General features: G+C 62.1%; 20 protein-coding genes. 6 read left to right on the top strand and 14 right to left on the bottom strand.

Annotated features, from left to right (window positions below):
- Positions 1-281 precede the first annotated feature (281 nt).
- Positions 282-797 (top strand): DUF2069 domain-containing protein, encoded by a 516-nt coding sequence (locus DFO48_RS19845; protein WP_003076219.1) that lies wholly within the window; start codon positions 282-284, stop codon positions 795-797.
- On the opposite strand, the gene DFO48_RS19840 is transcribed toward DFO48_RS19845, so the two are convergent.
- Positions 784-1,728, bottom strand: a complete 945-nt coding sequence (locus DFO48_RS19840) for a LysR family transcriptional regulator (RefSeq protein WP_114864537.1) — start codon at positions 1,726-1,728, stop codon at positions 784-786. The genes DFO48_RS19845 and DFO48_RS19840 overlap by 14 nt on opposite strands.
- Before the next feature lie 143 nt (positions 1,729-1,871).
- Between DFO48_RS19840 and DFO48_RS19835 the strand changes: the two genes are divergently transcribed.
- Positions 1,872-3,302 (top strand): FAD-binding oxidoreductase, encoded by a 1,431-nt coding sequence (locus DFO48_RS19835; RefSeq protein WP_114864536.1) that lies wholly within the window; start codon positions 1,872-1,874, stop codon positions 3,300-3,302.
- 70 nt (positions 3,303-3,372) lie between these two features.
- Here DFO48_RS19835 and DFO48_RS19830 read toward each other — a convergent pair whose 3' ends face one another.
- Complete coding sequence (locus DFO48_RS19830) at positions 3,373-3,966, bottom strand: hypothetical protein (protein WP_003077495.1); 594 nt, start codon at positions 3,964-3,966, stop codon at positions 3,373-3,375.
- 242 nt (positions 3,967-4,208) lie between these two features.
- Between DFO48_RS19830 and DFO48_RS19825 the strand changes: the two genes are divergently transcribed.
- From DFO48_RS19825 to DFO48_RS19815, 3 genes are all read left to right on the top strand, one after another.
- Positions 4,209-5,039, top strand: a complete 831-nt coding sequence (locus tag DFO48_RS19825) for a thymidylate synthase (protein ID WP_003077501.1) — start codon at positions 4,209-4,211, stop codon at positions 5,037-5,039.
- Positions 5,040-5,161: 122 nt separating this feature from the next.
- A complete protein-coding gene (locus DFO48_RS19820; RefSeq protein ID WP_114864535.1) occupies positions 5,162-5,665 on the top strand; it encodes a dihydrofolate reductase in 504 nt (167 codons plus the stop codon).
- A gap of 196 nt (positions 5,666-5,861) precedes the next feature.
- Positions 5,862-6,944 (top strand): metallophosphoesterase, encoded by a 1,083-nt coding sequence (locus DFO48_RS19815; protein ID WP_003077505.1) that lies wholly within the window; start codon positions 5,862-5,864, stop codon positions 6,942-6,944.
- 95 nt (positions 6,945-7,039) lie between these two features.
- On the opposite strand, the gene DFO48_RS19810 is transcribed toward DFO48_RS19815, so the two are convergent.
- Positions 7,040-7,273, bottom strand: a complete 234-nt coding sequence (locus DFO48_RS19810) for a DUF333 domain-containing protein (protein WP_233506474.1) — start codon at positions 7,271-7,273, stop codon at positions 7,040-7,042.
- 258 nt (positions 7,274-7,531) lie between these two features.
- Here DFO48_RS19810 and xth point away from each other — a divergent pair, with 258 nt between their 5' ends.
- The gene (gene xth, locus DFO48_RS19805; protein WP_114864534.1) at positions 7,532-8,308 is read left to right on the top strand and encodes an exodeoxyribonuclease III; all 777 of its coding nucleotides are present in this window, start codon (positions 7,532-7,534) and stop codon (positions 8,306-8,308) included.
- 15 nt (positions 8,309-8,323) lie between these two features.
- Here the strand turns inward: xth and DFO48_RS19800 are convergent, their stop codons facing one another.
- The 11 genes from DFO48_RS19800 to DFO48_RS19750 form a co-directional block, all read right to left on the bottom strand.
- Positions 8,324-9,091: a hypothetical protein gene (locus DFO48_RS19800; protein ID WP_233506473.1), complete on the bottom strand. Its 768-nt coding sequence runs from the start codon at positions 9,089-9,091 to the stop codon at positions 8,324-8,326.
- Between the two features lie 200 nt (positions 9,092-9,291).
- The gene (gene ntrC, locus DFO48_RS19795) at positions 9,292-10,842 is read right to left on the bottom strand and encodes a nitrogen regulation protein NR(I) (protein WP_003077513.1); all 1,551 of its coding nucleotides are present in this window, start codon (positions 10,840-10,842) and stop codon (positions 9,292-9,294) included.
- 46 nt (positions 10,843-10,888) lie between these two features.
- On the bottom strand, positions 10,889-11,998 hold the full coding sequence (gene glnL, locus DFO48_RS19790) for a nitrogen regulation protein NR(II) (RefSeq protein WP_171832532.1): 1,110 nt from the start codon (positions 11,996-11,998) through the stop codon (positions 10,889-10,891).
- Between the two features lie 36 nt (positions 11,999-12,034).
- Positions 12,035-12,547: a hypothetical protein gene (locus DFO48_RS19785; RefSeq protein ID WP_114864532.1), complete on the bottom strand. Its 513-nt coding sequence runs from the start codon at positions 12,545-12,547 to the stop codon at positions 12,035-12,037.
- Positions 12,548-12,726: 179 nt separating this feature from the next.
- A complete protein-coding gene (gene glnA, locus DFO48_RS19780) occupies positions 12,727-14,142 on the bottom strand; it encodes a type I glutamate--ammonia ligase (protein WP_003077519.1) in 1,416 nt (471 codons plus the stop codon).
- Between the two features lie 322 nt (positions 14,143-14,464).
- The gene (locus DFO48_RS19775) at positions 14,465-15,352 is read right to left on the bottom strand and encodes an EI24 domain-containing protein (RefSeq protein WP_114864531.1); all 888 of its coding nucleotides are present in this window, start codon (positions 15,350-15,352) and stop codon (positions 14,465-14,467) included.
- Between the two features lie 14 nt (positions 15,353-15,366).
- Positions 15,367-16,347: a sterol desaturase family protein gene (locus DFO48_RS19770; RefSeq protein ID WP_003077523.1), complete on the bottom strand. Its 981-nt coding sequence runs from the start codon at positions 16,345-16,347 to the stop codon at positions 15,367-15,369.
- Between the two features lie 21 nt (positions 16,348-16,368).
- Positions 16,369-17,196: a polysaccharide deacetylase family protein gene (locus DFO48_RS19765; RefSeq protein ID WP_114864530.1), complete on the bottom strand. Its 828-nt coding sequence runs from the start codon at positions 17,194-17,196 to the stop codon at positions 16,369-16,371.
- A 72-nt stretch (positions 17,197-17,268) separates the two neighbouring features.
- Positions 17,269-18,450, bottom strand: a complete 1,182-nt coding sequence (locus DFO48_RS19760) for a YncE family protein (protein WP_114864529.1) — start codon at positions 18,448-18,450, stop codon at positions 17,269-17,271.
- 280 nt (positions 18,451-18,730) lie between these two features.
- Entirely contained in the window at positions 18,731-19,255 is a 525-nt protein-coding gene (locus DFO48_RS19755) for a phosphoribosyltransferase (RefSeq protein WP_003063794.1), read from the bottom strand.
- Between the two features lie 40 nt (positions 19,256-19,295).
- On the bottom strand, positions 19,296-20,672 hold the full coding sequence (locus tag DFO48_RS19750) for an adenylosuccinate synthase (protein WP_003063796.1): 1,377 nt from the start codon (positions 20,670-20,672) through the stop codon (positions 19,296-19,298).
- Between the last annotated feature and the right edge of the window lie 15 nt (positions 20,673-20,687).

Raw genomic sequence — 20,687 nt, 5'->3', positions numbered from 1 at the left:
GGGCCGAGCCAGATCGTTGCCAAGATCGGGCATGGGGTCGAACACCGGCTCCAGCGGCATGCCCGGACCATCGAGGCTGGGTTCCTGGCGCTGATCAAGCGGCCCTGCGCTGGCTGCCTGCGCTGCTGCAGGCGCCTCCACCGAAGCAGGCTGCATCGGCCTGTCCCGATCCGCCGTCACCGGCCTGGCTTGCTGCGTCTTGCCTTCCAGCGCGGCCCAGAAGCCGGCACGCTCGTTTTTCTTCATGACGGCACTCCTTCATGAACGCAAAAGGAGGACGGGTGCTGCGCAACATCAAGCGCAGAACGCAAAACAAAACGACCGGATTCAAACAGAGCTGGCATGACCGATATGATGCCACTGCTATGACCGACGCCCTCTCGCCCCAAGCCGCCAAAAACACTTCTTCACCAATCCAGCAGCCAGGCTCTGACGTGGCCGCCACGCGCTGGCTGGCCGTGGGCAGTCTGCTGGCTCTGATGCTGCTGTGCGTGGCCTGGGAGCTGTGGCTGGCCCCGCTGCGCGAAGGCGGCACCTGGCTGTTTCTCAAAGCCCTGCCACTGGCGTTCGCCGTGATTGGCCTGCTCAAGCGCCGCATGTACACCTATCGCTGGCTCAGCCTGCTGGTGTGGCTGTACTTCACCGAAGGCGTGGTGCGGGCCTGGAGCGATGCCGCGCCCAGCCGCTGGCTGGCGCTGGCAGAGGTGGCGCTGTGCGTGCTGCTCTTCATCGCCTGCGCAGCCCATGTGCGCCTGCGCCAGCGTGCCGTCAAGGCAGCCCGGCTCAATCAGGCGTGATGCCTTCGAACTGCGCCAGCGTCCGCACCTGCGCCGCCAGCGCATCGAACAGCAGCTGCGCGGCCGGTGACAGCGCACGGCGCGGACGCTGAATCAGCAGCGTGCGGCGCAGAATGCGCGGCTCATCCAGCAGGCGAAAGCCCAGATTGCCCTGCAGGCCCAGCGAAGGGTGACGCGCCGTCAGCGCTGGAACAATGCTGACCCCCAGACCCAGGCTCACGGCCTCGAACAGCAGTTGCGGATTGGACAGGCGCAGTGGTGTCTGCAGCAGGTTCTGCGGCATGCCCGGTGCCGAAGCCAGCAACTGGCTGATGGCGGTGTCGGTGGTCAGACCCACAAAAGCCAGATCGGCCAGATCGGCCGCCGTCAGCCGCCCGGCCTGCAGCAAAGGCTCATCGAGCCTGGCCACCAGCCCCATGGCATCGCTGATCAGCGGCTGGGTCAGCAAATCGCCGCCGGCCGGGTGCGCCGCACCCACGCCGAAATCCACGCTGCCGGCCTGCACGCGCTGGGCGATGCCTTCGGCGCTGTCCTCGATCAGATCCACCTCGATGCCCGGATGCCGGGCCCGCAAGGCCGGTAGCACCGGCAGCAGCAACACCGCCAGCACCGACGGTGCGGCAGCAATGCGCACCTTGCCGCGGCGCAGCGCGGCCAGATCGCCCAGGTTCTGAAAGCCCTGCTCCAGCATCTCGAAGGCCTGGCGCACATCGAGCAAGAAGGCCTGGCCGGCGGCCGTCAGCCCCACGGTTCGGGTGGTGCGGTCAAAAAGCCGCAGGCCCAGGGCCTCTTCCAGCTGACGAATGGATTCGGACAGGGCCGACTGCGTCAGGCACAGCTCGCGGGCTGCCGGGGCAAACGCGCCCTGGCGCGCCACCTCGGCAAAGGCACGCAGCTGGCGCAGGCTGATATTGTTCGGAAAAACTGGCATAACCAAGCAATTTATTTCGATTGTCCCGTAGTCTGCCATGCTCTACGCTTGCGGCTTCATGGTTTTCCTGCCGTAGCGCTGTGCCTGGCTTAGGATTTCCGTCTGTTCTCCCTCTCTGCCGCCCCTGCCGCGGCCTGCTTGCCATGACTTCCACCGCTTTGCTTGAATCCCTGCGCCAGATTGTGGGCGCCACCCATGTGCTGACCGATGGCGACCTCAGCGCCTACGAACAGGACTGGCGCAAGCGCGTACACGGCAAGTCCCTGGCCGTGGTGCGCCCCGGCAACACGGCCGAAGTGGCCGGCGTGGTCAAGGCCTGCGCCGCAGCCGGCGTGCAGATCGTGCCCCAGGGCGGCAATACCGGGCTTTCCGTGGGCTCCACCCCCGACGACAGCGGCCAGCAGGTCGTGCTCAGCCTCACGCGCCTGAACGCCGTGCGCCACATCGACAAGGACAATCTGACCTTCACCGTCGAAGCCGGCAGCATTTTGCAGAACCTGCAGGATCTGGCTGACCAGCAAGGCCTGCTGTTTCCGCTGTCGCTGGCCGCCGAAGGCAGCTGCACGATAGGCGGCAATCTGGGCACCAACGCCGGCGGCACACAGGTGGTGCGCTATGGCAATACCCGCGACCTGTGCCTGGGCCTGGAAGTGGTGACGCCGCAGGGCGAGATCTGGGACGGCCTCAAAGGCCTGCGCAAGGACAACACCGGCTACGACCTGCGCGACCTGTTCATCGGCAGCGAAGGCACGCTGGGCATCATCACCGCCGCCACCATGAAGCTGTTCCCGCAGCCGGCCGCCCAGCTCACCGCCTTTGCCGCCGTGCCCTCCATGGAGGCCGCCGTGCGCCTGCTGGGTCTGGCGCACCAGCATCTGGGCGCGGGACTGACGGGCTTTGAAGTCATGGGCCAGTTTGCGCTGAGCCTGGTCGTCAAGCACATGCCGCAGCTGCGCGTGCCATTTGCCGACATGGGCGACGAAGCACCCTACTGCGTGCTGCTGGAGAACAGCGACAGCGAGTCTGAACAGCATGCACGCCTGCGCTTCGAGCACCTGCTGGAGCTGGCCTTTGAAGACGGCTGCGTGGTCAACGCCGTGGTGGCGGAGAACCTGACCCAGGCCCACGACCTGTGGCATATCCGCGAGAGCATTCCCCTGGCCCAGGCCGAGGAAGGCCTGAACATCAAGCACGACATCTCGGTCGCCGCCTCGCGCATTCCCGCTTTTGTCGAGCATGCCGACACCGTGCTCAAGCGCGAGATTCCCGGCGTGCGGCTGGTCAACTTCGGCCATCTGGGCGACGGCAATCTGCACTACAACGTGCAGGTGCCCGAAGGCGAGGACGGCAAGGCCTTTCTGCGCGACAAGGAGGCCCTGGTCAACCACCTGGTCTATGAGGCCGTGGACGCCTTCGGCGGCTCGTTCTCGGCCGAGCATGGCGTGGGGGCACTCAAGACCGACAAGCTCGAAAAATACCAGTCTCCCGTTGCCCTGCAGATGATGCGCGCCATCAAGCAGGCACTGGACCCGCAGGGCATCATGAACCCCGGCGTGGTGCTGACGCGCGGCTGATCCCGCCGCCGCCGATAAAAAAAGCCCTGCCATGATCGGCAGGGCTTTTTTTCTGGCCGCAGCCAGGGCTTCATTGGGTGGCCACGATATTGCGCAGCATGCTCTGCACCGCACTGGGCCAGGGGATATCTGCGCCGTCCACATCGGTGAACACGGTCTGCCTGCCCTCGCTGAGCAGCCAGACGCGCAGGCCGTTGCGCACCGGGTCGATCACCACGGCGGCCATTTCCTCGCCGCCCTGATGCTGGCGGTTGCCCATCACGTACAGCAGAGCTGCGGAAGGCTCCAGCGGACCCAGGGCCTGCAGGTTCTTGAGCAGCGTGTCGTACTGAGGGCCCATCAGCGTCTTCAGCCGCTGGGCCAGCACGCCATCCTTCACATAGTCCACTCCATCCCAGCGGTACTTGCCCTGCAGCGGCTTGAGGCTGTCCAGGCCTGGCTCGCCGTCCTTGGCCACATGGGGAACGCGCACTTCCTCGACGGGGGCCGTAGCCGCCTCCTCGATCTGCGCCGTGGCAGCGGGCGGAGCCGCCGCCGCAGCAGCCGCTGCCCGGACATCCTCTGCAGCGGCGGTGGGAGACGGGGCCTTGGTCTTGTCGCAGGCGACCAGCAAGGCCGCAGCGGCCAGCGCAACCGCCGCGGTGCTCACAAAATTGCGTGACATGAACTCACTCTCCTTGTTCGGCTCGGTTGTTTTCCATGACATTGTGAATCCAGCTGCGGCAGTATTCGAGGCTTACAGGGCGACAGAGCGGGTCATTGACTGCAGGCGGCTCGGCATACCCCGGCCCGTGGCACACTCGGGCTATCGCGGCCCTGCGGGCCCACCCTCTTCAAGAGCAGCGGCACCTTGTGTACGCTGCCAGCACAGCCAGTCTTTGCAAGTCTTTGACCGCTTTTTGCACCATGAACTCCAGCACCTGCACCCTGCGCCCCGTGCGCTGCCAGTACGAAACCTTTATGCGCCATGTGTTCGAGCACGGCGCGTCCAAAACCGACCGCACGGGCACGGGAACGCGCAGCGTGTTCGGCTATCAGATGCGCTTCAACCTCAATGAAGGCTTCCCCCTGGTCACCACCAAGAAGGTGCACCTGAAGTCCATCATTCTGGAGCTGCTGTGGTTTCTGCGCGGCGACAGCAATGTGAAGTGGCTGCAGGAGCGCGGCTGCACCATCTGGGACGAATGGGCCGACAAGCAAACCGGCGACCTGGGCCCGGTGTATGGCGTGCAATGGCGCAGCTGGCCCAAGGCCGACGGCACGCATGTCGACCAGATTGCCGAAGTCGTCAAACAGCTCCAGAGCAATCCCGACAGCCGCCGCATCATCGTCAGCGCCTGGAACGTGGCCGAGCTGGACCAGATGGCCCTCATGCCCTGCCACTCCTTCTTCCAGTTCTATGTGGCCGACGGCAAGCTCAGCTGCCAGCTCTATCAGCGCAGCGCCGACATCTTCCTGGGCGTACCCTTCAACATCGCCAGCTACGCGCTGCTGACCCATATGCTGGCCCAGCAATGCGGCCTGGAAGTGGGCGACTTCATCTGGACTGGCGGCGACTGCCACATCTACAACAACCACTTCGAACAGGTGCAGACCCAGCTGTCTCGACAGCCCTTCGCCTATCCGACGCTGAACATCAAGCGCAAGCCCGACTCCATCTTCGGCTACGAGTACGAAGACTTCGAAGTGCTGGACTATCAGCACCATGCCGGCATCAAGGCGCCTGTGGCGGTCTGACTACTGCCTCTCGGATCACTATAAAAATCAAAGCTGCCATCGTTTGACTGCAAACGATTTCAAGTATTTTCATACCTGAAATCCATAACTGACAGGCGCCAGCAGCTTCTTTATTGATAGCTATGGCCATTCAACTCATCTACGCTCGCGCAGCCAACGGCGTCATCGGCAAGGACAACACCATGCCCTGGCACCTGCCGGAAGACATGGCGCACTTCAAGGAGCTGACCCGGGGCTGCGCCGTCATCATGGGCCGCAAGACCTGGGACTCGCTGCCTGTGCGCTTCCGCCCCCTGCCGGGCCGCAGCAATATCGTCGTCACTCGCCAGGCCGACTGGCAAGCCGAGCCGGCATCCGAACAGATCCTGCGCGCCGCCAGCCTGCCCGAAGCACTGGAGCTGGGTCGCAAGCTCTCGCAAGACGTCTGGGTCATCGGCGGCGCGCAGATCTATGCCCAGGCCCTGCCGCTGGCCGATGCCGTGGAAGTGACCGAAATCGGCCGCGACTTCGAAGGCGATGCCTTTGCCCCCGAACTGGGCAAGCAGTGGCAGGCCGTGAGCCGCAGCGAGCATGTCTCTGCCAATGGCCTGCCCTACAGCTTTGTGCGCTTCGAGCGCCAGGGCTGACCCTTGCTCCGGGCTCATGCCATGCGGTATCGCATCGGCATCGGCCGGCAGTCCGGCATGAGACAAAACTCTCTTGCCCTCGCGGTGTTGCATTGCAACAATTGTCAGCTTCACTGCATGACTGCCGTATGACAATGGCAAGGCAGCCTGCTGCAGCCTGAGCCCTCCACCCCCGCAAGCCTATCGCCCTTTCATCATGAGCCTAGTCCAGCCCCTGCCTCCTGGCGCCCTCGATATCGTTGGCGATATCCATGGCGAATACGCCGCGCTGGTGCAATTGCTGGGTCACCTGGGTTATGACCTGCAGGGCCATCACCCTGAAGGGCGGCGACTGGTGTTTGTCGGCGACTTCTGCGACCGCGGACCGGACAGCCCTTCGGTGCTCGCGCTGGTCGGCGCCATGCTGGCCTCGGGCACGGCCCATGCGGTGCTGGGCAACCACGAAATCAATCTGCTGCGCGAAGATGCCAAGGATGGATCGGGCTGGTTCTTCGACAGCCGCATCGACTCCGATCAGCCCAAGTACGCGCCTTTCGCGCGCATGCCGGCCGAGCAGATTCCCGCCATGCTCGAGCAGCTCGGCCAATTGCCGATTGCGCTGGAGCGCGAGGATCTGCGCATTGTTCATGCCGCCTGGCGACCCGAACAGATCGCCATGATTCGCCAGCTGCCCAGCGGCAGCGCACGCGCCGCCTACGACCACTTCGAGACGATTGCCGAAGAACAGTCCATCGCCCAATGCGTGGCCGAGCGCATGCGCCAGGAAGAGCAGAGCTGGCCTTACAGCCTCGAAGACTATCGCCATGAGCCGCCGTTTCTGCCGGCCCATAGCGAAAACGAACTCAACAAGGCCATGGTCAACCCTCTGAAGGTGCTGACGGCCGGCGTGGAGCGCGAATGCCGCAACCCCTTTTACGCAGGCGGCAAATGGCGTTTTGTCGAACGCGTGGGCTGGTGGAATGAATATGAAGAAGCGCCCGCCGTCATCGTCGGCCACTACTGGCGCCGCCTGCGTCCGGCCGACGCCCCGGCGCATGGCTCGCAGTTTGAAAACCTGTTTGGCGCAACGCCCCCGCTTTCATGGCACGGCCTGCGCGGCAATGTGTTCTGTGTGGACTATTCGGTAGGAGCGCGCTGGCTGGACCGCCTGCGCGGCCACAACCCCGTGCAGCGCAGCAAGCTCGCCGCCATGCGCTGGCCCGAGCGCGTACTGGTCTTTGACGACGGCACACAGGCCATATCGGAAAATTTCGAGCACTCCGTGGCGCTGCGCGATTGAAGCCATCCTCCACGCCTGCCGGCCCTCGCGGCATCAAGACAGCTGCGGCCTGAGCAGCGCCTTGCCACTGCCTGAATCCAGGCCTGGGCCTAGACCTATTTCGCGGGCGACTGCCGCGCGTGCTGCACCCACTCCTCAAAAGCAGAGCCGTCAGGCAGCACGCAGGTATTTCGATCAGCATCCGCCCCCTTCTCGGTGCGCAGCACGCCGCCCTGTTTCTTGCAGTTGGCCTCAGAAGGATTGCCAAAATTGACGGAAACCGATTGCGCGCAGCCGCTGACTGCCGCCACGACGATCATCATCCCTGCCAGGCTTGAAGCATGTTTCATGGGCTCAATGTAGCAAACCCCTGCACGCCGGCCCATGCGCATGGGGCTTCAAAGACGCAAATGCCAGGGGCCGCCACTGAATGGATCGTGACACACAGCCTTGCCGGCTTCAGAGAAGGCCAGGCTTGCTATGCTGTCAGCCACTGCGAGAAAGATGCCCGCCAAGGGCTCTGTTTGGGTAGCCAGGCTGGTAGCTGGAGGCCTTTTACCGGCAGCCGCCCCCTTGGAACCCGCATGAAATAAGGAAAGTTCAAGAAGATGAAAATTGCCACCTGGAATGTGAACTCACTGTCCGTACGGCTGCCGCAGGTACTGGACTGGCTTGCCGCCAACCCCGTCGATGCACTGGGACTGCAGGAGCTCAAGCTCACCGATGACAAGTTCCCGCACATGGCGTTCGAGGAAGCCGGCTACAAGGCCGTCAGCCACGGCCAGAAGACCTATAACGGCGTGGCCTGGATCACGCGCGAGACGGGCCGTGATGTGGTGCGCAACATTCCGGGGCTTGACGACGAACAGGCCCGCATCATTGCCACGACCATAGACTCGCCAAACGGCGAGATTCGTCTGATCAACGGCTACTTCGTCAACGGCCAGGAACCTGGCTCGGAAAAATTTGCCTACAAGATGCGCTGGTTGCAGGCACTGCACGATTGGATCCAGAACCAGATGGCCCAGCATCCGCGCCTGGTGCTGGTGGGGGACTTCAACGTGGCTCCCGAAGATCGCGACTCCTACGACCCCGTCGGCCTCAAGGACACGATCCACCACACGGTGCAAGAGCGCGAGCATTTCCAGCGTCTGCTGCAACTGGGCCTGAGCGATGCCTTCCGCATGTTCGAGCAACCGGAGAAAAGCTACTCCTGGTGGGATTACCGCATGCTGGGCTTTCAGAAGAATCGCGGCCTGCGCATCGACCACATTCTGGTCAGCGAGGCTCTCAAGAGCAAGGTCAGCGCCTGCAGCGTGGACCGCGCTCCGCGCAAGAACAAGCAGCCCAGCGACCACGCCCCCGTGGTTGTCACACTGGACTGAGTGAAGCCGGACGGCTCAGGCCGCGCCGTGGCTGAGCCACTGCAAGGCCTGCAACTGGCCGCGCAGCAGCATCACATGGCGCTTGAGCAGCTTGGCGACTTTGACCGGCAAATCCAGCTGAACAGTGTGCTCGGTGCGCTCCAGCCAGGTCTGCAAGCGACGCAGCACATCCAGCCAGGTCTCGGCCGCCGCCTCTCCCAGGTAGTCGAGCCAGGTCTTGCGCACTCGCTGCAGCAGACCGCCCTCATCCAAGGCCATGGATAGCGGGGCCGCCGCAACACCATCAAGCAGCTCCTCCAGCTCGGAAACCAGCTTGCGTGAATCCTGCGAGAAACGGCGCAGGGCATCGACAGCCATGCTGGAGTCCGCGGTCGTCAGAAACAGCCTGGAGCTTTGCGCAAAGCGCAGTCCTGCCTGTAACGCCAGAGCAAGACTGTTCTTCGCCATCTGGCCCAATACGGCCTCCGCGCAAGGCTTGGACGCGGGTGAAACAATCGCGCGGCGCCAGGCTGCCTTGACGGCTGCTCTGACCTGAGACCAGTCCAGCAGACTGCCCCCGCAATGCAGCGACCACTGCTGGCGCAACTCGGCCTCCAGGGATTCGAAACTCCTTCTCCCCCCCGAAGCCGTCTGCCGAGCCCGATATCTGCCGGCCTGCCAGCCCAGCAGATAGGCGGGGTAATACTGGTCAAAGCCACGCCCCGGAACGAAGTAAGGCTCGCACGTATAGCGCTCGTGCCAGAAGGCCTCCTCGGCCTCCGGCATCTGCAGCAACGGCGACAAGGCGCTCGCATCCTGCGGGAAAGACCCCGGTGCAGGCGGGAAAGAGATGGATAAAGGCAAGGCAGACAACGCAAACAGTCCAATCAACAAAAGGCCTGTTGATTGTTATCCCTGCGCCATCTGCCTCATGTCGTCAACCGTGATTGCACCATGTAGGACGGATAATTCTCACCGCGAGAGCGAGTGGCCACTGCACTGTTTCAGTCGAAATTCTCGTTTTCCAGCCCCAGCTCCTGCAGCTTTCGGGTAATGGTGTTGCGACCAATCCCCAGTCGGCTGGCAGCCTCCACTCTGCGGCCATGCGTGGCGGCCAGAGCCGTTCGCAGCAACTGCGCCTCGAACTGATGGGACAGCTGATCCCATACATCGTGGTGGCCCTGCGACAACAGTTCCTCAGCCTGCTTGCCAAGCCCTTGCAGCCAGCCCTCGGTCAATGCCGGAGCTTCGGCCAACGGCGTTGCCGCAGCGCCTGGCACGGACATGGCCGCCGCCTCAGGCAGGTTTGCCCTGGACTGGTCCAGGCCCACACCACTGCTCAATGCGCCGGCAAAGACTGCCGTGTTCACCGATGCAGGGCTGCCCAGCACTTCGGGCGGCAAGTCCTTGAGTGCAATCTGCTGGGCCGGCGCCATGACGGTCAACCAGTGACAGATGTTTTCCAGCTGGCGCACATTGCCCGGAAAGTTGAAGGCCTGCAGACGGCTCATGGCGGCCGTGCTCATGCGCTTGGGCTCCACCCCCAGCTGACGCGCGCTTTGCTGCAGGAAATGCTGGGTCAGCATGGGCACGTCCTCCTTGCGCTCGCGCAGCGCGGGCAGGCGCAGACGGATCACATTCAGACGATGGAACAAGTCCTCGCGGAAAGCGCCGTCCTTGACGCGCAGCTCCAGATCCTGGTGGGTCGCGGCAATCACGCGAACATGGGCCTTGACGGCCTGATGTCCGCCAACCCGGTAGAAATGACCGTCGGAGAGCACCCGCAGCAGACGCGTCTGCAGCTCGAACGGCATGTCGCCAATTTCATCGAGAAACAGCGTACCGCCTTCGGCCTGCTCGAAACGCCCCCTGCGCTGGGTCTGCGCGCCGGTAAAGGCGCCGCGCTCGTGACCGAACAGTTCGGACTCCAGCAGGTCTTTCGGAATGGCGGCGGTATTGATGGCCACAAACGGTCCACCAGCAACGGGAGAATGCTTGTGCAGCGCTCGTGCCACCAGCTCCTTGCCGGCACCGGACTCCCCGGTGATCAGCACCGTGACATGACTCTGGCTCAGTCTGCCGATGGCACGAAACACGTCCTGCATGGCAGGTGCCTGGCCCAGCATTTCCGCCTGCACCGGTGCCTGCACATCGGCCACCTCCTCGCGCTGGCTTTCCTCCACAGCGCGCCGGATCAGCTCCACGGCCTTGGGTACATCAAATGGCTTGGGCAGATACTCGAAAGCCCCACGCTGGAATGCCGAGACTGCACTGTCCAGATCGGAATAGGCCGTCATGATGATCATCGGCAGCCCGGGCTGCTGCGCCCTGACCTGCTCCAGCAGCTCAAGGCCCGAGCCGCCAGGCATGCGTATATCGCTGACCAGCACCTGTGGAGCCTGACGCTCGGGATCGCTGTTGTCCACATCAGCCAGGGCCTTGAGCACATCGCGCGGCTGGGTAAAGCTGCGAATGGGCCAGCCTTCACGCCCCAATGCTTTTTCAAGCACAAAGCGGATGGAAGGGTCGTCGTCCACAATCCAGATTGGCTTCATTCGTGCAACATCCTTCCCTTCTTCTGCATATTGATAATGTCAGGCTTTATGGCAGCGGTATCAGGATTCGGAAATCCGTCCTCCCCGGCTGGCTCTCGCATTCGATCAGGCCATGGTGACGCTGCACAAAGGTCTGAGCCAGCGTCAACCCCAGGCCGGATCCGCCGTCTCTGCCCGAGACCAAAGGATAGAAAATCCGTTCCTTGATGGCATCTGGCACGCCTGACCCGTTGTCGATTACATGCAATTCCAGTGCCAATCTGTAGCGCTCGCGCCCCAGAGTGACCTGTCTGGCCACACGCGTCCTCAGAATGATCTCGGCATCGCCCTCTGCAATGCGCCGCCCCAGCGCCTGGGCCGCGTTCTGAACGATATTGAGCAGTGCCTGTATCAGCTGTGCGCTGTCGCCTCTGAACTCGGGAATGGAGATGTCATAGTCACGCGTGATCTTGAGTCCCTGGGGGTGCTCGACCAGCACCAGCGAACGCACGCGCTCGCAGACCTCGTGGATGTTGACGTCGCCCACCTCATGCGGGTGGCGATGCGGGGCCAGCAACCTGTCCACCAGCGCCTGCAGGCGATCGGCCTCGTGAATGATGACCGTGGTGTATTCCAGCAGCTCGGGCGTGACCAGATCCATCTGCAGCAGCTGGGCTGCGCCGCGGATGCCGCCCAGCGGATTCTTGATCTCGTGCGCCAGATTGCGAATCAGCTCCTTGTTCGCCAGCGCCTGCTCTCGGATGCGTTCCTCGCGGTCCTGACGGGCCTGCTGCTCCAACGGCCACATCTCCACCATGACATGGCCGGCCTTCTCGGCCAGCGAAACGGCCGCGTGAATCGGCAAGGGCTCCTGCCCCAGGCGCAGCAGGCTGGCCTCGAAGCGCAGCGCAGCAAAGTCGTTGGAACGGGCGCCGCTGAGCGCCTTGTCCAGCAAGGCAGGCTCGGCAAAGCAGGTAGCGAAGTCACTGCCCACCATGATGCGGCGCGACTGACCCAGGGCGTTTTCCAGCGCCGCATTGACAAAGCGCACCATGCCGTACTCGTCAAGCACGGCAATCAAGGTGCAAAGCCAGTCCAGCGATTGGTAGCCGTGAGCATTGGCCTGATCCGTATCAGGCCTGGAGATATCAGGGAGCGGGGCTGCAGTGGAACTCATGCGATAGACCAAAAATGACCAGCCCCAGGGGGCGGATTAATTGACCGCAGGCAGCCGGTCCAGCTCTCGCTTGATGCCTGCGATATCACTTTCCTGGCGTGTGATATCGGCTTTCAGCTTGGCCACCCGCTCCGGGTAGCCCTGAGGATTGCGCAACTCCAGCGCCGTACGCACGGGGTTGCCACCGTTGTACTCTGCCTTCAGCTCGGCCAGTCTGGCCTGGGCCTTGTTCAGCTCGCCTTGCAGGATGGCTCGCGCATCGGAGTCACGCGCTTTCTGAGCGGCACTGTCGCTGCGGGCCGGGGCCGGTGCGCTCGATGCAGAGCCACTTGCCGGCTTGGGCTTGGCCGGTGCCGCTGCGGCATTGCTACCCGAGGGTCTGGTGCCGTGAATCACCGTCACGCCACTGCCATCGACCGGCTTGCACCCTTTGGCCTTGGCCTGCGAAACATTGTTGGTGTACTCATTGCCGCAGCGGTAGATCACATCCTGGGCAGAAACCAGCCCGGATGCAAGACACAGCAACGACAACACATAAAACTTCTTCATTCGGTCCTCTCAGGCAGACGGCGGCCGCAAGTCCGCAATACCCTGAGTATCGCTCCAAGCCTGCGGCTTTTATTGACTACTTGACCGCCACCAACCCGTTTGGTTCCTTTGCTCCCACGCCCGCCGTAGCGGGCGCTCAATAAAAAAGGCGGCTTGCGCCGCCTTTTTTGACCTCTGCTTTACAGCGAGAAGTACATATCGTATTCGACAGGGTGCACCGACTGGCGATAGCGAGTCACTTCGCCCATCTTCAGCTCGATGTAGGCATCCAGCATGCTGTCGGAGAACACACCGCCCTTGGTCAGGAACGCACGGTCGGCGTCCAGAGCTTCCAGAGCCTGATCCAGGCTGTGGCAGACGGTAGGCACCAGCTTGTCTTCCTCGGGAGGCAGGTGGTAGAGATCCTTGGTCGCGGCTTCGCCGGGATGGATCTTGTTTTCCACGCCGTCCAGGCCGGCCATCAGCAGAGCTGCGAAACCCAGGTAGGGGTTCATCAGAGGATCGGGGAAGCGGGCTTCCACGCGGCGAGCCTTGGGGTTGCTGACGTAAGGAATACGGATGGAGGCCGAGCGGTTCTTGGCCGAGTAAGCCAGCTTCACGGGCGCTTCGAAGCCGGGAACCAGACGCTTGTAGCTGTTGGTGCCGGGGTTGGTGATGGCATTCAGCGCACGAGCGTGCTTGATGATGCCGCCAATGTAGTACAGGGCGAAGTCGGACAGACCGGCATAGCCGTCGCCGGCGAACAGGTTCTTGCCATCCTTCCACACGGACTGGTGCACGTGCATGCCGGAGCCGTTATCGCCAGCGTAGGGCTTGGGCATGAAGGTTGCCGTCTTGCCGTAGGTGTTGGCCACGTTCCAGATGATGTACTTCTGCAGCTGTGTCCAGTCGGCACGCTCGACCAGGGTCGAGAAGCGTGTGCCGATTTCGTTCTGACCGGCACCAGCCACTTCATGGTGGAACACTTCGACGGGAATACCGACCGCTTCCAGCAGCAGCGACATCTCTGCACGCATGTCCTGGGTGCTGTCAACGGGAGGCACGGGGAAGTAGCCACCCTTGACGCGAGGACGGTGACCACGGTTACCGGTCTCGAACTTGGTGCCGGTGTTCCAGGGAGCCTCGTATTCTTCGATTTCGAAGAAGGGGTTGTGAGGCTCCGTGCCCCAACGCACGCCGTCGAAGATGAAGAATTCGGGTTCGGGACCGAAGTAAGCGGTATCGCCCAGGCCGGAGGCCTTCAGGTAGGCTTCGGCACGCTTGGCGATGGAGCGGGGATCGCGATCATAGGCCTTGCCATCACCGGGTTCGATCACATCGCACTGCAGAATCAGTGTGGTTTCTTCGAAGAAGGGATCGATATTGGCAGTGTTGGGATCGGGAACCAGCTGCATGTCCGAGGCTTCGATACCCTTCCAGCCGGCAACGGAAGAACCGTCGAAAGCATGGCCCGAGGTGAACTTGTCCTCGTCGAAGTGCGACACGGGCACGGTCACGTGCTGTTCCTTGCCGCGGGTATCGGTAAAGCGCAGGTCCACGAACTTGACCTCGTTATCCTGCACCATCTGCATCACGTCTGCAACGGTCTTCGCCATTAGATCTCTCCTGCCAACTTTGGCTGATCAAATAAAGAATGAATAGTATCTAGCAGTTTGCGTGCCAACTCGACCTTGGCGCCTCACAACAACATCTGCGCACCGAAACCGAGCCTTGGTGTAAAGACATTCGGCACAAGACATAAGCACTTACCAGAGCTGCATCTGCAAACTGCACCAAACAGACGCGCATTGTCGCACTGCCAGAGCACGCAGCACAATTGCACCATCTTGGTGAATTTACTTGCACCAAGATGGTGCAATTCTGAAATGGGATTGTTTTTGGTGCATGACACCTGATCCAACCTGCTGCAGACGCTTTTCAGCGAGCCACCGAAGCTGCACCATCCGAATCATCTGCACCAGGTGCAAACGGGACCTGTGGGTCGGCAGCACTCGGCAGGGTCTGCGCCCTCATCTGCTCCAGCGCCGCCAGACAGAAGTGGGCAAACCACAGTGCAGAGAAGGCAAACACCAGCGCATAAATCCAGATCGCAATCGGAACCAGAATCCAGAAAGCAGCCAGGAACAGCAGCCCGGAAATCCAGACCACACCGGGTGCTGCGCCCAGATAGCCGCAGATCACCCCCATCAGAATGAGCGACATGCGGTGACGGGCAAACAGGGCCCGGCGCTCATCCTTGCTGGCATGCTCGGACAAGGCGTCAAATGCCATGACCCTGTAGGTGAGCCATCCCCAGATCAGGGGCGCCACCACCAGCATCAGCGGCGGGAACACCCATAGCGGCAAAGTGACAAACAAGGCCAGCAGCGCAATCAGCGTGGAGCCGCCCGACCAGACCAGGCTGGCCACGGTAGAGCCGCCATGCTTTTTCTCCAGCCCGACAAAGCGCTTCTCGGCCACCAGTTGCGTGAGCACTGGTGCCATGAACAGGCCCACCAGCAGCAATACCAGTACCACGAGTACCGGCATTGCTCCCAACACCACAAAAATGGAAGCCACCACCTCCGAGGCATACCCAAGGCCCAGCCCTTGCAGCCATAGCCACAGGGAATGCAGCCAGCCAACCCCGTCCAGCAGGCTTTGCACCTTGAGAACCGCATCGGCCCAGAAGAAGTAACCCAAAAGCCAGGCCATCAAGGCCATGGCCAGAAGCGGCAAGAGTGACCAGACAATGACCCGCTTATGCAGGCAATACGCCAGGGCACGCCAAAAAGAGTCGAGTAGCAAGCTCATGCTGGCAAGCATACTCAAGGATTGACTTATGCGCGACCCATCAATCGCAGGACTGCCAGCCACTGCTGCGCCCAGAAGCCACGGCCATAGTCGCGCAATTGTCCTTTTGCATTCGCTTGCACCTGATCGCGAATGCCAGTGGGGTCATAGCGCAGATCAAAGTTGGCCGTACCAAACAATATGTCCCACCAGGGCAACAATACGCCGAAGTTATTGCCGTGCACCTTCTTGTTGCGCACAGGCGCCATGGGTTCGTGACCGATACCGATGGCGTGATGACGGCGGTGAAAGCGCGGACTGATCCACAGGCGCTCGCCCAGTTGGCCAAACCAGATGCGCACATTGGCATGCTGAAAGCTCTCGCTGAGCTGGGTCAGGGCCACGATGGCCACGAACTGCCCCGGAGCCACGCCAATCAGCTGTGCTACCAGCACGATGATGGCGTCATGGATCACGTCGTCGAGCAGGTGATTGCGGTTGTCGCTCCACACCGTCATCTGGCGCTGCGAGTGGTGCACGGCATGCAGCTTCCACCACCAGGTAAAACCGTGCTGACCGCGATGAATCCAGTACTCGACCAGATCGAAGACGACCAGATACATCAACAGACTGACCCAGGCATTGTCCGTCACGCCCGGCCAGATATCGTCTAGATGAAAGCCAGGCATGCCCCAAACATGAAGCCTGCCCATGAGGGCATCCCACAAGGGATCGATCGTGAAGAACAATGCCAGCCGGAAAATTCCCAGCCGGTGAATCAGCGTGTAGAGGATGTCCACACGAATCGCCTGGCGGTCCACCACAGGCTCGACCGGCCGCCAGCGCTGCAGCGGCACGATCACCGCGACCATGACCGCTATCTGCAGCAGCCCCACCAACAGCCAGCCGGTGGCCGTGTAGCCATCTTCAAGCAGGTTCGCCATGCCGAAATGAAACAGAAACGGCTGCACCACGCCTTCGAACAGACGTTGCTGCGCCTCACCAAACATCTGAACCAACCAATCCACAACTCACTCCTCTTGCAGCACTCAGCGGTGCTGCGCAATCCAGCCCTGATACGCCGGATGCTCGGCCAGCGTACGAAAGCAAAAACCCTTATCCAGCAGACCGACGATCAGCGGCTCCAGCACCGCCGGAGCCCAGGGATCCTGGCGCGACCAGATGCCGAGGTGGGCCAGCAAGATATCGCCGCTGCCTATGTTTTTGAGTGCCTGGGCCAGCAAGCGTTCATTCGGATATTTGTCGCTGGGCAGCTCATCGCCCAGAAAGCCTGCCGGCGCCCAGCCCACATGCTGAAAGCCGCCCTGCTGCGCTGCGGCAATCAGCGCGGGCGATGTCTTGCCGCCGGGCGCACGATACAGCGGCAAGGTCTTGCGGCCCGTGATCTGCGCCAGCCGCTGAGCGGAGCGGGCAATCTCCTGGCGGTATTCATCAGCAGACACCACATAGCTCTGACCGGCTCTGGGTCCGGCCGAGGGCTTGACCTTGAAATGTGTGACCTGGCCCGTGGCCTTGTCACGAATATCGGCCAGCCAGTACATATGGTCAAAGGTATGGGATGCGAGCTGGTGACCTTCGTCGGCACGGGCCTTCCACCAGGGGACCCAGAAGTCGCCCAGACTGCTGCCCCCCTCCTTCGTGGCCTCATTGGCCGCAAAGAATGTGACGGGAACCTTGTGCTTTTGCAGAACCTGGGCGACCCACTGGGCTATGCCCATATGCCCGGTGTCGAAGGTCAGGTAAACCGCCTTGGAGCATGTGCCTGAAGCTATCTTTTTTGAAGTTTCGGCAGCGAAGGCAGGTGCGGCAGACAGGCCGCCGGCCAGCGAGCCGAGCATGAAACAACGTCTTTGCATCCACCCTCCTTGAGGTGGTCAACACGGAGACCAAGCCGCACCTGCCGCTTCGATGCAGCAGGGACAAGCACCTTAGCGCGCAGCGTGGGACAGCGTCCAGACCCCGTGGGGCGACTTGCCCACATTGACCTGATTGACCACCTTCTTCTCCACCGTGTCGATCACCGACAGCTTGCGTGCCCAGCGCGAGGCCACGAAGATGTAGCGGCCGTCGGCCGAGACATCCATGCAGTCGGGGCCGCCAGGGGCCGGGTAATTAGCTACGACCTGGCTGCTGACCATATCGATCTTGCTGATGGTATTGGCCACGCGGTTGCTCACGTACAGATGGCGGTCATCGCCAGCGGCGCGGAAGGCGTGTGCACCGGCAGCCGTCTTGATCTGGCCCAGGCTGCGGGGCTCAGCGCCGGTGATGTCGAACACCTCGACGCCATCGCCGCCGGTCAGGCCGACAAACAGCTTCTTGCCGTCAGGGCTGCCGTAGACGTCCGCAGGCATGGGGCCGGTGGGCACGCGAGCCTTGATGGTCTGGGTGGCGATATCGATGGCCACCAGGGCATCGCTGTCCTGCATGGTGGAGTACAGCGTCTTGCTCTGCGCGTCGATGAACAAATGGCTGGGCGTCTTGCCGGTGGAGACACGCTTGACAAGGGTCGGCGTCTGCGTGGCCGCATCCCAGCGGTAAAAATCGATGTGATTGAGGCGGTTGGCTGCCGTGACGAACCACTTCATGTCCGGCGAAAAGCGCAGATGGTACGGGTCCACGATATCGCGGATCACACGCTGCACGGCACCCGTGCGCGGATCAACCAGGGTCAGTGAATCGCCCAGTGCATTGGCCACCACCAGCGACCTCTCGTCCGGCGTCAGGTACAGGTGATGAGGCTCCTTGCCCGTGGGAATGCGCGACTGCTCCTTCCAGCCGAGCGGATCGATCACGCTGATGGACGCATCCAGAGAGTTCAGCACAAAGATGGGCGTGGGGCCTTGAACGGCACGCGCTGCCTGTGCCGGCTTGACGGCAGCAGGCGACGCAGGCGCAGCGCTGCTTGCAGGCGGCGCTGCGGGCGTGGCCGCAGGAGCAACCGCAGAAGCGGCAGCGGCCGCCGGTGCGGCTGCCTTGGCAGACTTGAAACCGGGCAATGCCGAAGCCCCCAACCACGCCGCAGCGCCCACACCCACGACCAATGCCACAGCAGCGCCAGTGCGCCCAATAGAAAGACGTCCCACAACCACCACCTTCTCAGAATCCATGCAGTGTAGCTGCGTCAATGCAGCCGCTGCCAACACAAGCCTTCTGGTTTACAAAGCTTGTTGAAATGCCACGCCAACCTTGCCTGATCGGCGCAGGCCGCATCATGACAACAATTCAAAAACAGGAGCAGCTAGCTCCTGTTTTTATTACGGTACAGCTTTAAAAAAGCTTGAATCCGTTGGAATAAAGGCACATGACGCTCATTTATTGATGAACATCATTGCTCTATAAAAAAAGGAGCCCCAAAAGGGCTCCTTTGCCAACGTCGGTGACGGGTCCTCAGACCTTCCACTTCTCCGCCAGCTTTTCGGGATTCAGCGTGTCATAGCCTTCGAAAGGCTGGTGAATCCAGGGGTTGGTGGCCAGGAAGTCCACCGAATAGTCAGGCTCGAAGGTCGACACGCCCTTGGTCCAGATCACGGCGCTGCGCAGCTCCGTAATGGGTGCGTAGTTGGTCTTGAGCATGGCGATCACGGCCTTGAGCGTGGCGCCCGAGTCCGCCAGATCGTCCACCAGCAGCACGCGGCCGGAAATGTCGCCCTTGGGCGTCGCGATGAAGCGGCCGATGTCCAGATGGCCCTGCACCGTGCCGGCTTCGGCGCGGTAGGAGCTGGTGGACATGATGGCCAGGGGCTTGTCGAAAATGCGGCTCAGGATGTCGCCGGGACGCAGACCACCGCGTGCCAGGCACAGGATGGTGTCGAATTCCCAGCCGGACTGGTGGATCTTGATGGCGAGCTTTTCGATGAGACCGTGGTACTCGTCGTAGCTCACATACAGGTGCTTACCGTCTTCTGTCAGCATGGGCACAGTTCCTTTGAAAGTTCAGTAAAACCCGGCCCGATCAGGCGGCGCTGTACGGGTTGTGCATCAGGATGGTGTGATCGCGGTCGGGGCTGGTGGACACCATGGCAATGGGCACACCAGTCACTTCAGCGATACGGTCCAGATAACGGCGAGCATTCACGGGCAGCTTGTCGTACTCGGTCACACCCACGGTGGAGTCTGTCCAGCCGGGGATGGATTCGTAGATGGGCTTGCAGCGCTCGATATCGTCCGCACCCAGAGGCAGCAGATCGATCTTCTCGCCGTCGAGCTCATAGCCCACGCACAGTTGCAGCTCTTCGATGCCGTCCAGCACGTCCAGCTTGGTGATGCACAGACCGGACAGACCGTTGATCTGGGCCGAACGCTTGAGCAGCGCAGCATCGAACCAGCCGCAGCGGCGCGAGCGGCCGGTGGTCACGCCCTTCTCAGCGCCCACGGTGGACATGACCCAGCCGGGAGTGCCTTCCTTTTCCCATTCCAGCTCGGTGGGGAAGGGACCGCCGCCCACGCGGGTGCAGTAAGCCTTGGTGATACCCAGGATGTAGTGCAGCAGACCTGGGCCCACGCCGGCGCCTGCGGCGGCATTGCCGGCCACGCAGTTGGACGAGGTGACATAGGGGTAGGTGCCGTGATCCACGTCCAGCAGCGTGCCTTGCGCGCCTTCGAACAGCAGGTTGCCGCCTTCGGCGTGCACAGCGTTGAGCTCGCGCGAAACATCGGCAATCATGGGCTTGATCAGCTCGGCATGACGCATGGCTTCTTCATACACGGCGTCGAATTGCACTTCGCCGTCCTTCATGTAGGGAGCCAGGCCGGCGCCGAAGTCGAAGTTCTTGGAACCCAGCACATTCACCAGAATGTGGTTGTGCAGGCTCAGCAGCTCGCGCAGCTTGGTGGCGAAGCGCTCGGGGTGCTTCAGATCCTGCACGCGCAGGGCGCGGCGGGCGATCTTGTCTTCGTAGGAAGGGCCGATGCCCTTGCCGGTGGTGCCGATCTTCTGCACGCCACCCTTTTCACGGGCCGCTTCACGGGCCACGTCCAGTGCCTGGTGGAAAGGCAGGATCAGCGGGCAGGCTTCGGACACGCGCAGGCGCTCACGCACTTGCACGCCGGCCTTCTCCAGGCCTTCGATTTCTTCAAACAGCTTGCCCACGGAGAGCACCACACCGTTGCCGATATAGCACTTCACGCCGGGGCGCATGATGCCGCTGGGAATCAGGTGCAGAGCCGTCTTCACGCCATTGATGACCAGTGTGTGACCAGCGTTGTGGCCGCCCTGGAAACGCACGACGCCGTTGGCGCTTTCGGTCAGCCAGTCAACCAGCTTGCCCTTGCCCTCATCACCCCACTGGGTGCCGACGACGACCACATTGCGACCTTTGGATGTATTCATATTCCAATCCGATAA

The organism is Comamonas sp. AG1104 (assembly GCF_003350425.1).
GTDB lineage: Bacteria > Pseudomonadota > Gammaproteobacteria > Burkholderiales > Burkholderiaceae_C > Comamonas > Comamonas testosteroni.
Note: the sequence above shows the minus strand (reverse complement) of the source record. Positions and strands in the feature narration are given on the sequence as shown.